Raw genomic sequence first — 15,075 nt, forward strand, 5'->3', positions numbered from 1 at the left:
AACAAAAAAGAATCTCTAAGAATGATTCACATCAACACGAAAATCAGATTGCCTCAAATTCGGAACTTGAAAACGAGTTCCATCGAGGGCGCAGGTTGGATTACGAACTCTCGACAATCGGAGAAAATTGCCCTATCGCCGAAACGAAATTGCAACTCTCACCAACGACGCTGAAAATCTCCCAGTAAAGCTCCATATGACAATTCGAAACACCCTAGAGCTAAGTGAAATTGATCTTCCCAACGAATCTATCTTTGGTCAGCGTTAAATATCTGTCCTCATTCACCCCTTGGCTGCTAACTAGCATCTACTGCAAAGCAAATTGTCAAACTGTAGCTAAATGAAAATCTCCGATCGGAAGCGAAGACTTTGGAGATCCACTCCAGTGTTGTCCAATAATTAGAGCTCGCGATTTCAGGATTGATGTGATGGGATGCCCCTTTTCCGAGCCGATATCTCAATCTTTAGTGAAAGATATTTGGACTTAAAGATATTTGGGCAAAAACACCATTATCCAGATCGCCAGACTCTATATGCAACACATCCAATCAGAATCTAAAACTGCCGCGACGAAAAAACTTTGAGATTTAGATACCCTGAATCAGCTCCCATTACCTGTCCGAATACCTTGCTTGCAATAGCAACTATCGCCTTGAGACTGTCACCTTGCGCATGCCGCCCATAGACATAAGTGGCCTATCAACCTTTAAGGTTAAATCCGAAATCACTGAGGTTACCCAGAATCAGTAGACACCTAACAATTACCCATACGATGTTGCAATGTTAGGTGCCACTATGGCAATCAATAGGAGGAACTTCGCCTCGGAGTTCAAAAGCAGCCCATAGAGCAATTGATTACGGCCGTAGCGTAAAAGAGTAGCTATAGAGCTCATCCTTAAAGAGGATTCACTTAGAAGGTGGATCCGCGACGAACGTCGATGCATCCAAGCTAGCGAAATCACAAGCAAAGAGCCTCTGAGCGCTGCTGAACGCCAAGATCTCGTACGACTTCGCCGTGAGATGGCAGGATTACAGAAGGACAATGCCTTCCTGAGCAAAGCAGCCGCGTACAACGCATGAGAATCCACCAAGCAAGAGAGATTTGAACTAATGAAAGCGGAGTCATTCTGAAGGTAACTCTCCGATCTTATCGATCCCACCGTTCGTGATGGGAATTGCGCTAACTGCTAATTGTCCGATCGGTGGCTTAATTGCACAGTGACTGCGCACTTTATCAGGCGGATATCAATTGGTCGTGCTAAATCATCTGCACTTAGATAATGCTTCTTGGTATAACCGCCATGCCATGGCACCTTATGATGTATTGATCGCGATTTCATTTGCAATCTTCGATTATTTGGTTGCAAAGGCGAGGCTCGAGGCATCGAGGAATTCGTAACCCTAAAACTAAATCACCTCAGAAGGATAAACGATAGACAACTTGCCTTTGGAGTCGTCGGGGCGATCTATTTGAAGTTGTGTATCATAATGTTCGCGATATCGGCTTTTGAGTTGCTATCCGCACCGATGCCCAAAGCTTTATGTCGTCAACGACATTTCCCGTTATAACGACTTCAATACGGTAAAACGACCAGATCCAAATCGGTTCAAACGGGACGAAGAGCTAATTTAGCACATAAAGTGGATGCGTCATCCCCCGGAGCCTATCGGGAATGTCTATCCCAAAAATCTACTCTGATTGGGATTAGTTCGGGGAATGAGAAGATCGATTACAACTTCTAGACGATCAAGATGGAACTGATACGCCTGTGATATGCAGCGCCCTTTCACCTTGATTCCATGGAATTATGTGTATGAATTGACATTGTTTCCATGGAATTTTGTGCGACGAAGTATAATGGTTATATGGAACGGCATTGTTTAAAATCGCTGGAGAACTGGAAAAACAATAAGTTTCGCAAACCCCTTGTCATCCTCGGACCACGACAAGTCGGAAAGACTTGGCTTATACAAGAATTTGGTAAGCGCAATTACGAAAAGGTAGTGTACGTCAACTGTCAGCGTAACCCAGACGTGAATCAACTGTTCGAGGGCGACCTCGATCCAAACAGGTTATTACAAGGCCTTCAAATTATTGCCAAGGCTACTATCGATCCCGCTAGAACTCTTCTCGTGATCGATGAGATCCAGGATGTTCCAAGAGCGCTTACCTCTCTCAAGTACTTTCAAGAGCTACGCCCTGATATCCATTTAGCAACCGCCGGCTCACTCCTTGGGGTTGCGCTTCATAAAGATAACTCTTTTCCAGTAGGCAAGGTAAACATTCTTAACCTTCACGCCCTGGACTTTGATGAGTTCCTTAGAGGACTTGGAGAAGAGCATCTAGCCGACCTCTTGCTGGAACAAGATTACGGTCTAATGTCTACGTTCCATAATCATTTGGTTGAACTACTAAATGAATACATCTTCGTGGGCGGGATGCCGGAGGCGGTATCAATTTATCGAGAAGAGAGGTCGGTTGCGGCTGCTCGAAAAGTTCAACTAGAGATTGTCCGAGGATATGAGAATGACTTTGCCAAATATGCGACCCCCTCAATAAGTCGCCAAATCGCCCAAGTTTGGGAATCGATGCCCGCCCAACTTGCCCGCGAAAATAGACGCTTTGTCTTTGGCCACGTACGAGAAGGAGCTAGATCTCGAGATTTCGAGGATGCGATTAGCTGGCTACAAGGAGCGGGGCTAGTCCACAAGGTAACCCGGTTTACAAAACCTGCTCACCCAGCACGGAGCTATGAGGATCCCAAGATATTCAAGCTCTTCCTTCATGACGTTGGAATACTTGGCGCACTCACTAAATTGGACCCCACTGTCTTGGTCAACCGATCGAGGACGTTTGTCGAATTCCATGGTGCTCTCACGGAACAATACGTTCTACAACAGATAGTCGCTACGAGAAATGAAGTTCCAATGTATTGGACCCCCGAGAAGCCAACTGCTGAAGTTGACTTTGCCATCGAAAGACCTTCAGGACTAGTTCCGATTGAGGTAAAAGCATCTGAGAACCTGAAATCTAAGAGCCTTCGCAGTTATATTGATCGCTTTCAGCCACCAGAAGCTGCTCGCTTTTCATTGTCGAATTATCGCGTACAAGAGGATTTAGTAAACGTACCACTCTATGCCATCGGTTCCTGGCTGCGTCGTTAACGTGTAAAATCGCCGCACTGCGATGAAGATACGATCAAGGATCAACGATCACGATATCAATCAGTTCACTTCCTATAGAAAAGTGAGAGTAACTGTTCAGGTCGCCAATATTGCCAGCAACATTTAATTGACCCAACAGAACAGGCTGGTGAAGGAGAATCCACCCGAGTTGTTGTAAAGACTCCGCCAAAAGGAATATCGACTCGAAAACGACCTAACCCCAGTTTCGGCTGAATTCCCCCCAAGACCCCGTTTAAGCCCCCTTTTAGCCCCTATTTAGGGGTAACCCCTATTTGGAGATGCTGGTAGATGAAGTTCGGTTTTCTCAAGTGGCGAATGTAGTGCCCTAAGCTGAGAGTTAGCTGGGAATATTGGCCTACAAGGTAATTCATCTGGTATACTTGTTATATGTTCATTCGCGAGAAGACCACTAAGAATAAGGCAACTGGAACTAAATATATAAAGCATCAGTTAGTTAGGTCTTATCGCGAAGGAGACAAAGTACGCCAAGAGATAGTTATGGATCTAGGACGACTTGAGATTGATCCTAAGGACTACAAGAAGCTAGCTCAGATATTGACGATGAGACTAGCTGGCTCTGAGTCTTTGTTTGAAGGTGATCTAGAACTAAAGTCAATCGCCGATAAAGTTCTATCTAGCTTTTCTGTTACTCAAACACTTCGCTCTGATCGTGAAGTAATCACAAAAGATGCCGAGTTCCTAAATGTCAATACATCATCTCTAGAGGCATCTGATATTAGGCGCTTAGGTCCTGAACTAATAGCTAGTAGCTTCTATGACAGATTGAAGATCAAAGAGCAGCTACTACGTTGTGGCCTTAGTGAAAAAGAGACAGCAATTGCTAAAGCTGTAATATGTGCTCGTTTGGTTGCTCCTTCTTCTGATCTTGAAACACATCGCTTCCTAAAAGAGGACTCTGCACTCTATGAATTGGTAGACCAAGACCTTAGCAATATCGGTAAAGATGCTATTTATGAGATAGCTGATGCTATCTACGAAGCCAAAGACTCAATCGAGATGGCACTTATCAAAGCCGAGAATGAGCTTTACCCAACTAATAAGCGTCTCTTTTTATTTGATCTTACCAATGCCTATTTTGAGGGACGAACACTTGGTAATGATCTAGCCCAATATGGCCACTCCAAAGAGAAGCGCTTCGACTGTACTTTAGTAAGTCTTGCCCTTTTGGTGGATGATCGTGGACTACCGATCTATAGCCACATATATCCCGGTAATCAGTCAGAGCCTGAAACCCTTGGTGATGTCTTATCTAGTATCTCTAGTCACCTAAGACAGGGACTCTTTAGCGAAGATCTCCCAACGGTTATCATGGATAGAGGGATAGCAACTTATGACAACATCGCACTGATTGAGTCCTATGGTCTTAGCTATCTGGTAATTACACGCGCTAATGCAGCTAGACACTATCTAGCTGAACTACGCCAAGGAAAAGATACCTTCTTAGAGATCAAGAACTCCTCCAATGAGAGCATCTACATCAAAGAACTGGGTGATGACCTGGGTGTTGAGCTGGATGACAAGGGAGAAGCTGCCGAGGCGGGTGCCGAGATGGATGGCAAGGTGGGAGTTGCCGAGGGAGAAGTTGCTGAGGTAGAAGTTGCCGAATCGGGTGCCGAGGGAGAAGTTGCTGAGTCGGGTGGCCACCTGGGTGCTGAGGTGGATTCTGAGCAAATAGTTGTTCATCTACAAGGCATCGAGTCGATGGGCATCGAGTCGATGGGCATCGAGTCGATGGGCATCGAGTCGATGGGCATCGAGTCGATGCGTGTTGATTTCATCGATGCTGGATCACTCAGCGCTCATCCACAAGCTAACCATTCACTTGGCGGCGAGTCCCTCGGTATCGATTCGATGGATACTGCTCCACAAGTTGGCGGTCCACAGGCCAAGCACTCCCAGAGCAATGAACCCCAAGCCAACCATTCCAATAGAGCTCAACCATACGCAAGTGACTCAATGGACAACAAGATAAAGCAGATCCTATGTATCTCAGAGCGTCGCAGGGATAAAGAAGAGGCAATTGCTAGAGGTATGCAAACTAAGTTCCAGAGTGCATTTGACAAACTAGCTGACTCAGTTAAGCGTGGTCAATATTCCAATGCCACAACTGTGGCTTCAAGAATAGGAAAGCTAAAGCAAGAGCATCGCTCTATTGCACGTCGCTATGAGATAGATACCATAACTGGCGATGATCAAAAAGTCAAAGAGCTGGTTTTGACTGAGAAACCAAAAGTAAAAGAAGCAGCTGAGACTCTCTATGGTGCATATGTGATTGAGACCAATAGGAACGATCTAGAACCAGAAGAGATCTGGAAGCTCTATATGACCCTAACAAAGGTAGAGGATGCATTCAAAGCCCTAAAGAGCAATCTAGGGATGAGACCGATCTATCACCAACTAGCTAGTCGTACCGCTGCTCATCTATTTATCTCAGTAGTTGCTTATCACCTCTATGGAGCAATTGCACTTAGCTTATCTCAAGCCGGTGACAAAAGAAGTGTTCACAGCATTCTTGCTCAAGTGTCTACCCATAGCCGCTTGAACGTAACGATGTTAGATGATAACAAACGTCTACATAACCTTCGTATCTCCTCTACTCCAAACTCTACCCAAAAAGAGATCTACTCTATTCTTGGAGTAGTAGATACCCTAGCTCGAACCAAGAAGGTGATTGCTCAACTGTAGTGCCCAAATCCAGACACCAATATGGTCATGACCTGGGCTTTCATGGGGTGGTTGTCGAGTGGCGGGGAGGAACTTCCCCTCCCCGCTCTCACAGAACCGTGCGTGAACCTCTCAATTCACACGGCTCCTAGCGAACCGACTTTTGGTATTACCCCAAATGACCAGTGAGCCCAAAGATTGGGTTCACGTTCGGCTATTTGAGATAGGTATTTCCAAGCATTTGCTCGTATGCTAAGTCGCCTGTACTTTTTGCGTGCCCATCTAATCAAATAGATATTGATACGTCGGAGGAGTTGGCCTAATCTGGATTTGTAGAAGCGTCCATAGTAGTTGATCCAGCCTAAGATCACCGGGTTGTAAAGCCTGGCGAGTTCGGCTATGGTTTGGCCTGTTTGGAGGTGAATACGAAACCGCCTAAGTTCTCTGCCCATTTCTTCTACCGCTTTATCTGAAGCCGCTGGCAGGAAGTTGTTAAACTGCTGCTTGAACTTATTGCGGGCGTAGCGTGGTGCAAAGGTAAATCCTAGAAAGTCAAAGCGTATTTGTTCGAACTCTCCTTTACGGTTGGAGTCCTTACAATAGACGATTTTGGTCTTTTGTGGATGTAACTCCAACTTGACCTGCGTCATTCTCTGACCTATAGCCTCTAGGATCTCTTCGGCTCGTTTCTTTGTTTCCACATGTACCAAAAGGTCATCCGCGTATCGTTCAAACGGGGCATAGGGTAAGTTCTTTACCATCCATTTGTCAAAAGCGTAATGTAAGAACAGATTCGCCAAAATCGGAGAAATCACCCCGCCTTGGGGTAATCCTTGCTCTCGATCTATTAGTTGTCCATCTTTGTTTTGCATTGGAGCTTTCAACCAACGTTTGATGTAGAGAATTATCCATGGCTCTGATACGTGCATAGAGACAGCTTTTAGCAGCAGTTCATGATCTATTGTGTCCAAGAAGGCCTTGATATCTAGATCAATGACCCAATCGTACTTCCAACATCTCTTGCGTGCTTTTTCAATGGCATCATGGGCTGAGCGATTCGGCCTGTAACCATAGGAGTCTTCGTGGAAGACCTCTTCCAATCTTGGCTCTATGTAGGCTTTAGCTACCCCTTGGGCGATGCGATCTTTGACGGTTGGAATACCTAGGATTCTTTTACCGCCATCTGACTTGTCTATCTCGACATATCTAGTTGCCGCTGGAAAATAACTTCCAGAAGCCATTCGATTCCAGAGTTGGTAGAGATTGTTCTTTAGATCCATCTCAAAGACTGAGATGGACTGCTTATCAATCCCTGGTGCTCCTCGATTGGCTTTTGCCTCTTTGTATGCTTTAACCTGGATCCACCGAAAATTTAGCCGCTCAACTTTGATTTTGGTATAGAAAAGGTGCTCTGAACTGGTAGAATGATGTTTGAAGACACTTCAAATCCATCAGTTCAAGGAGCACCTTTTAGATGCGAGCATCTGCTAGTGCTTTAGAGTGTTTGATAGTCACCTTTGACGATTCGAACGCAGTTTCCAACAGTGGGTTAATACTCCCTATCACCCTTGCTGAGAGACTTGGCCTTAGGGATCTCTTTGATTTACACATTGACCTAGAGGATCGTCCTGGACGAGCAAATGTTGGCAGAAAAGCTATGGCTATCGTGGCCTCCATTTTGGCCGGTGGTGATTGCATTGATGACACTGCAATCCTTGAAAGCCCAAATGCACAAGTTATCCTTGGTCAGATAATGCCAGCACCATCCACTCTTGGTGTCTTCTTGCGTAGTTTTGAGACCAGTGACATCGCAGATGTTGAACGAGTTGCAGCTTTGTTGCTAGAACGAGCCTGGCTAGCTGGAGCAGGTCCAGGTGATGAGCCGCTCACCATTGATGTTGATTCCACGATATGTCAGGTATATGGAAACAAAAAAGAAGGAGCTGGATTTGGTTATACCAAAGTAAGGGGGTATCACCCACACCTAGCAGCTGTTGGCAAGACAGGTGACATTCTTGGAATAGTGACTCGTGAAGGCAATGCCAATACCGCCCGTGGTGCCGGGGAGTTTGTAACCCAGGTAATCAACAATGCCAGAGCCGCTGGAGCAACTGGTGAAATAACCATGCGTTTTGACTCTGGGTTCTACTCAAGAGCCGTTAGAGACGCAGCTAGTGCGGGTGATGTTCGCATTTGCATTACAACACGGATGTCCAAGAGACTAAAAGGTATCATCTCCGATATCCAAGAGGATGCCTGGACTTCAATTCCCTACTGGCTTGAAGGTGGAGCTGATGTAGCAGAAGTGAAATATCGCGCATTTGCAAGAGATAGACAAGACGTTCGTCTTATCGTACGAAGGGTCAAGCCTACTCCAGGGTCTCAGCTGGCACTATTTAGAGACTATGACTATCACGCATTTATTACCGATCGACAAGGCGAAACGCTCTTTCTTGAGGCTGATCACCGAGTACATGCCCAGATCGAACTAGTCATCAAGGATCTCAAAGGAGGTTCTAGATGGAATCATGTTCCATCCAGATACATGAACGCTAATGCCGTTTGGTTGGCTCTGGTCTGGTTAGCTCTGGTCTGGTTAGCCATTGGTGCAATTGCAGTGCAATTGCACACAACCTGGCACGGTTCACTGCACGAATAGGTGCTATTACAGAAACTGTTATCACCACACCAAAGCTTCGACGGTGTTACTTTCAGATCGCAGGACATATCACTCGTTCAGCTAGAAAAGTAATACTGCATCTTGAAGAACACTGGCACTATAAGGATAAGTTCTTAGAGGCTCTTGATCGGATCAGAAAGTTTGAGATCGCCATCACCTGAACATCTGGTTACCTAACACACTGAATATTACTTGAAGGAACTGCTCTAGAAGACAAGGGATTAGGTCACTATACCCAAAATGAGATTTCACAATCTCAAAAATGACCAAAAAGGCTCAATCACAAAGCGAATAGGTCATATTTGGCACTCTGAAACCAGATTTAAGCCATAGACCCTCCGTCAAACCTAAATCAGTTCCGAAAAACCGACTCAGAGTCACACCGAGGGGCTCAAGCTGGTCCATTTCTGTGGATTCAGGTTTAAGTACGACGTACTTGTCGATATCAAAAGCTTTTTCTTGTCGTGGTCTTGTCATTTGATCCCTCCCCCTCAACTTTTACCTTGAGAAGTTGTTCATTTGCATTTCCTGTTCACTCCATCCCCTTGGCTCCATCCTCATTACAAGGACTTCGTAGCTACTACGGGATGGTCCGCCCCCAATCCATAGGCATTTGGTACTTTCCCTCTTGTTGATCTGCAACTTGTAGGTTTTTCCTCATCTATGGGCTTAGCCCATGTGGGCTTAGCCAAGAACGTCTAGGACTGGGTTCTCATGTTCCACATAAACGCCTGATGTTAAGCTCACGCCACCTACACGCCGGATGCCCAAGGAGCACTAATTGGGTTAGTCTCCAAGTTGTCCCGAAAGTTCGACGTCCCTCGGTTTCGACATCATCCATACCAATTTCGAACGCTTCGTCAGTGGTTTGTTTTCACTCGTCTTCTTAACTCATACCTGAAAGAGTCATTGCTCTAACTTTTCCGTACCGCTTTGGACAACGCTCTTTGAACAACGCTCTTTAGCTAATGCCCCGTGCCATTATCGATAAGGTGGTTTGGAATCTCCTCCCAAAAGGCGATCCCGGAGGGCCTACCTCCATCATCTATGTAGCATTGCAGTGTGATTGTTATCAGCTTGTAGGTGATTTACAACCTCTTTCATTCATGACGCACGTCGAAAGTAGGGATAACTTTCTAGCTGTACTGCCAACACCACTATTGCCCAGCCCTCCTGAATAGTTACAAGTGAGAAAGATTCTCGCTAAGAAGTTCCAAGGCGAACCGGAAGTCCGTAGTATCCAAGTGGATACTACGGCTACAATCCACAGAAGATCTCAAAGTAAACCACGACAGCGCAAGATGTCCATGGGAGATGGGCAACCATCGATTCGTCTTTGTTCGGCATCTATGGATAAGACGCAAAGTACTAGACCGGCCAGAGCGAAAAGAAAAAGAGTACATACGCATGCGTAGGGATTTTGGAGCGGCGCAACGAATGGTTCATCGAGGTCGGGTACTCCACACGGAGGAAGACCCTGATGAAACGCCTTTCCTGCAAGGTCCGTGACGGACTTTGCAGTTACTCAAGGGTGGCGCTTTGGCCTTATCTGCGGACAAATAGACATACGGATATGTCGATGCGACTCATTTATGGAAAAAATTTGTTCGAAGTGAAGGAAAATCACTGCTCACAGGTGAGACTAGAGGTCATGGTTGCTCAACATATCTTTACTACTCGCAATCTCGGTCGCTTCTACCAACCCGATCGCGAGGTCCTCAAGGACATCAATCTATCGTTCTACCCAGGAGCAAAGATTGGCGTAATCGGAGCGAACGGATCAGGCAAGTCCTCACTCCTTCGAATAATGGCTGGACTAGACGACGGTTACAGCGGTGAGGCCCGACTCACTCCCGGGTTCACCGTAGGCTACCTCCCCCAAGAACCGCTCCTTGACCCAACAAAGGACGTCGCGGGCAATGTCGCAGAAGTCCTAAAAGAGCAGCTGGATCTCTTGGCCAGATTCAATGATGTATGTGAAGCATTTTCTGATCCAGAGGCGGATTTCGATTCTCTGCTGGCCGAACAGGGTGATCTTCAGACCAGAATTGACGCATTACAAGGCTGGGATCTTGAGCGCACTCTCGAAGTCGCCATGGATGCACTCCGTCTCCCGCCACCGGATGCCGACGTAACAACCCTCTCTGGAGGAGAGCGACGTCGAGTTGCCCTTTGCCGATTACTTCTGGCAAAGCCTGACCTCCTCCTTTTAGACGAGCCAACGAACCATCTCGATGCTGAGTCAGTAGCATGGTTGGAGCGGACGCTGCAGGACTATAGCGGCACAGTGATCGCCATCACGCACGACCGATACTTTCTCGACAACGTTGCTTCTTGGATCCTTGAACTCGATCGTGGTCGAGGCATCCCCTGGGAAGGAAATTACTCCTCATGGCTTGAGCAAAAACAGGCGCGCCTCGCCTCTGAGGAAAAAACAGATCGGGCACGTCAAGCAGCGCTCGCTCGTGAACTCGAGTGGATTCGAATGTCACCTCGAGCCCGCCAGAGCAAGGGTAAAGCTAGAGTCAACGCCTTTAATGAGCTGGTGGCAGAGGCCGAAGCAGCAGATCGACGAGGCGATGTCTTGGAGATCGCAATTCCACCAGGACCCCGCTTGGGCGACAACGTGGTCAACGCAAGCGGGCTCACCAAAGGATTCGGCGACCGCTTGCTCATCGAAGACCTTGAGTTTCGCCTCCCACCAGGGGGAATTGTTGGTGTCATAGGTCCGAATGGTGCAGGGAAGACGACACTGTTCAAATTGGTGGTTGGCCTAGAACAACCTGACAGCGGTACAATCGAAGTTGGCGCAACAGTGGCTCTTGCCTATCTCGACCAATCAAGGGACACGCTTAACCCGGCGGCAACCGTCTTTGACGAAATCACGGGCGGCATCGAGCGAATCATAGTGGGAAGCAGAGAGATCCATGCACGGGCCTACGTGGCGAGCTTTGGCTTCAAAGGAAGTTCACAGCAAAAGCGTGTCGGGGAGATCTCTGGTGGAGAACGAAACCGGGTACAACTCGCCAAGGTCCTGCGAACTGGTGGAAATTTACTCCTTTTAGACGAACCAACGAATGATCTCGACGTCGACACGCTCCGGGCACTTGAAGATGGCCTACTGACTTTTCCTGGCTGTGCAGTGGTGATCAGTCACGATCGATGGTTCTTGGATCGGGTTGCGACACACATACTTGCCTTTGAGGGAGAAGCAGAGGTCCGCTGGTTTGAAGGAAACTTCTCGGACTATGAAGCCGATCACCACCGACGCCTTGGCATCGACGCGGATCGACCTCATCGGATGAAGTACAAAAAGCTCACTCGATAAGCCATCGATAACTCACCAAGGCGGTTTCTAGGGCGATGTCGATGATTGTAAGTGCTCGCGCGAGGATCTCCCTAGGGCAACGTCGCAAATATCATTCGCCCTGAGGCACGTAACTGCTCGCTGGGATGTATGCAAAGATAGTCAAGGTAAAGCATTGAGCCGATACTGCGACTTTCGTCCCAATCGCATTAGCCTCGCGAGATGGGCGTGAACCTAAACGCCATAGTCCATTACTAGCACTATGCTAACCCTGTCCTAGACCTTATGGGCAACTGATAAATCTAGCGGTTATTTAATCATTGTCTTGGCTATCCCTTTGTGATATCCAAGACAATGAATAGCGTCTGGCGATGGCAATTCAATCTCCACAACTCTACACTCCCAAGGTGGTATCGAAAGAGCACAAAGAAGAATGCTTGATGAGACAAACAGGAGTTGGAACTCCCCGAGGACAATCATCCTGGATTTCAACGCTAGCAAGATCTCCGACCGCTAAGAGAAAAGAAACCTAGAAACTTTGGCATAAAAATGACTGGTCTTGCCATACCCGCCATTTCAAGCGGTGCAGAAAATCGACTGTTTCCAAACTATATAACTAATCAAGCGACAAATAACGCCAAACTACAAACAATACCTACCGAGATCTAAGCAAGTCGCATTTGCCAGGTCGTCTCCCACTAAGGGAGCTCGCAAAAAAAACGTCGCTCTTGGACCACGGAATCGACCGTCATCATCATTTCTCTAGCTCCAGTAGTCCCATGTCATTTGTGGATTAAAATAGTAGTCAACCGCCGGAATATCCCAAGCAATTGTTCATCAAGCAACAAAAGCAAGCTTTAAATCAACTAATCACAGTGACGTTTATTTCAGACATCTTACAATTTATCAAAAGCACGATCTCAGCCCAAGGATCCTTGACTCAAATTGAAGGCGCTAAGCTACCGCATGGTAATTTATATAGAAGGTATGTATTTTCAATCATCCCCAACCAACTAGAAGGTCCATTTGGAATCTAAGATCCATGAAGTTGTAGATCAGAATTCAGAGCGACAATTAAGGTTGCCTGGAGACCAAAGAAAGCGACTGCTTCTAAAACACGCCCTATGGCACTTTTCGCAAAAGGGCTTTCATGCGACATCGATGCAAGAGATCGCAACCTCAGCTGGAATAACGAAACCCGTTATCTACCAACACTTTGCCTCAAAACGCGCACTATATCTTGAGCTTTTAAATCTTGTCGGCATAGAACTCTGCAATGTTATTAGAGACGCTACCACCGGCGCTAAGACGGTACACGAGCGAGTGTCGCGTGGGTATATGAGTTACTTTCAGTTCGCTCATGATAACAGAGCCGGATACGAGCTACTCTTCGGCTCAGGCCAGCGTCTAGATGTCGAATTTCAAATGGAAATATCTAGAATTGAAAATGAAATATCAGACCTCGTCACCAGCCAGATAGATGCAGACATCTCTGAGGCTCACCGTCGCTTCCTAGCGCTTGGAGTTATCTCGCTAGCCGAAGGAACAGTGCGGCGATGGCTTCGTGAGATTGAGACAAGTGACCCCGGCGTAACTTCATTTACTGATACCAATGGACCAATGTGGGCTACGCGAGTGGCAGAACTTGCCTGGGCTGGACTAAGGGGTATCCAGCGAGAGCCAGGGAATGACAGCTAAAAGCACTCAATAGTTAAATTTCCCCACCAAAGATCACGGTCGCCATATGGTAAACCTTAAATATTACGCGCCGCTCATAACTACAAAGAGCCAAGATGAGCGGCGCGAATTATCGATTATTTTTCCTAATTGCAAAGACAAAGAAAAAAGCAGTCCTAGCGCGAAAGAAACCTCAGGTTCACACCTAAAATCTCCACAACAGCGGAGCCATTGCAGATACTCTAGAAGAGCGAGGCCTAGCGGATGGTTACACCCGAAATTGCTCTTGAAATTATCAGCCGCTGAATCTCACTTGTACCCTCAAAGATCGTATAGATCTTCGAATCTCGGTGCCAGCGCTCAACTGGGTACTCTCTAACGTAACCATAACCGCCTAAGATTTGAATAGCCTGTTCAGTAACCCAAACGGCTGTCTCACCCGCATAGAGTTTGGACATTGATCCCTCACCTTTAGTAAAGGGAACATGTGTCGCTGCCATATTTGCAGCTCTCCAAACCAATAGACGAGAGGCCTCCACTCGCATAGCCATATCTGCGAGCTTAAAGGCGATACCTTGATTCTCAATGATCGCCTTACCAAATTGCTTGCGTTCCTTGGCGTAATCGAGCGAGTACTCATAGGCAGCTCGGGCAATTCCCACCGCTTGTGCACCCACCATTGGCCTGGATGCCTCAAAAGTAGCCATTGCCGCCTGGGAAGAAGATCTCTTACCTTCACGTGCTCGAGCGAGACGCTCGTCAAGTTTCTCTTTTCCTCCAAGTAGCATCGACGAGGGAATCGTGACATTATCGAGGATAACTTCAGCCGTATGTGAAGCTCGAATTCCCATCTTTTTAAATTTCTGACCCATCGAAAGACCTGGAGTTTTCGGTGGTATTACAAAAGAAGCCTGGCCTCGAGAGCCAAGAGTTGGATCTACAGTAGCCACAACTACATGAATATCAGCTATGCCTCCGTTGGTAATCCAAGTCTTGGTACCGTTTACGGTCCAGGTGTCGTTGGCTTCGTTGTAGGTTGCACGTGTTCGAAGCGACGATACATCAGAACCTGCGTCTGGCTCGGTAACCGCAAAAGCGGCCAGTTGTGGCTTTTCCGGAGTCCCAAAACACTGCGGAACCCATTCGCCTATCTGTTCTGGCGTGCCATTGGCCATGATCCCAGCCACACCCAATGTAGACCCAAAGATCGCTAGAGCAATTCCGGCATCACCCCAGGACATCTCCTCGTTTACCAACGCAAGCATCAGCCCCGTCTTGTCTCCATAACATGTCGCCAAAAAATCAAAAGAGTACAATCCAGCATTAGCCGCCTCTTGAATGATGGGCCACGGAGTCTCCTCGCGCTCATCCCACTCCTGGGCAGCCGGTCGAATAACATTTTCGGCAAAATCATGGACCCATTTCTGAATCGAAATCTGGTCTTCATTTAGTTTTAGGGAAAAATCGCCCATTTAGACCTCACAACATAAAGTATCTATAAATCCACTTACTATGTTACCACTAAGTAACATCGTCAAGC

At 47.0% G+C, this 15,075-nt stretch carries 9 protein-coding genes; 6 read left to right on the forward strand and 3 right to left on the reverse strand.

The annotated features are described in order from the left end of the window. Positions 1–127: 127 nt before the first annotated feature. The 3 genes from ACIDITHRIX25_RS76795 (at position 128) to ACIDITHRIX25_RS76805 (ending at position 5,892) form a co-directional block, all read left to right on the forward strand. A complete protein-coding gene (locus tag ACIDITHRIX25_RS76795; protein ID WP_160291921.1) occupies positions 128–268 on the forward strand; it encodes a hypothetical protein in 141 nt (46 codons plus the stop codon). Between the two features lie 1,598 nt (positions 269–1,866). Then, a complete protein-coding gene (locus tag ACIDITHRIX25_RS76800) occupies positions 1,867–3,165 on the forward strand; it encodes an ATP-binding protein (protein WP_201733061.1) in 1,299 nt (432 codons plus the stop codon). A gap of 408 nt (positions 3,166–3,573) precedes the next feature. Next, positions 3,574–5,892 (forward strand): IS1634 family transposase, encoded by a 2,319-nt coding sequence (locus tag ACIDITHRIX25_RS76805; RefSeq protein WP_201733062.1) that lies wholly within the window; start codon positions 3,574–3,576, stop codon positions 5,890–5,892. Between the two features lie 116 nt (positions 5,893–6,008). On the opposite strand, the gene ltrA is transcribed toward ACIDITHRIX25_RS76805, so the two are convergent. Then, positions 6,009–7,262 (reverse strand): group II intron reverse transcriptase/maturase, encoded by a 1,254-nt coding sequence (gene ltrA, locus ACIDITHRIX25_RS76810; protein ID WP_201733581.1) that lies wholly within the window; start codon positions 7,260–7,262, stop codon positions 6,009–6,011. A gap of 83 nt (positions 7,263–7,345) precedes the next feature. On the opposite strand from ltrA, the gene ACIDITHRIX25_RS76815 reads away from it, so the two are divergent. Then, the gene (locus ACIDITHRIX25_RS76815) at positions 7,346–8,530 is read left to right on the forward strand and encodes an IS1380 family transposase (RefSeq protein WP_201733063.1); all 1,185 of its coding nucleotides are present in this window, start codon (positions 7,346–7,348) and stop codon (positions 8,528–8,530) included. Between the two features lie 297 nt (positions 8,531–8,827). On the opposite strand, the gene ACIDITHRIX25_RS76820 is transcribed toward ACIDITHRIX25_RS76815, so the two are convergent. After that, positions 8,828–9,028, reverse strand: a complete 201-nt coding sequence (locus tag ACIDITHRIX25_RS76820; protein WP_201733065.1) for a hypothetical protein — start codon at positions 9,026–9,028, stop codon at positions 8,828–8,830. Positions 9,029–10,202: 1,174 nt separating this feature from the next. On the opposite strand from ACIDITHRIX25_RS76820, the gene ettA reads away from it, so the two are divergent. After that, entirely contained in the window at positions 10,203–11,879 is a 1,677-nt protein-coding gene (gene ettA / locus ACIDITHRIX25_RS76825; protein WP_052606841.1) for an energy-dependent translational throttle protein EttA, read from the forward strand. 1,005 nt (positions 11,880–12,884) lie between these two features. Continuing rightward, a complete protein-coding gene (locus ACIDITHRIX25_RS76830; protein ID WP_052606837.1) occupies positions 12,885–13,556 on the forward strand; it encodes a TetR/AcrR family transcriptional regulator in 672 nt (223 codons plus the stop codon). A gap of 236 nt (positions 13,557–13,792) precedes the next feature. Here the strand turns inward: ACIDITHRIX25_RS76830 and ACIDITHRIX25_RS76835 are convergent, their stop codons facing one another. Continuing rightward, the gene (locus ACIDITHRIX25_RS76835) at positions 13,793–15,007 is read right to left on the reverse strand and encodes an acyl-CoA dehydrogenase family protein (protein WP_052606838.1); all 1,215 of its coding nucleotides are present in this window, start codon (positions 15,005–15,007) and stop codon (positions 13,793–13,795) included. Positions 15,008–15,075: the final 68 nt, after the last annotated feature.

This window comes from Acidithrix sp. C25, assembly GCF_904848545.2.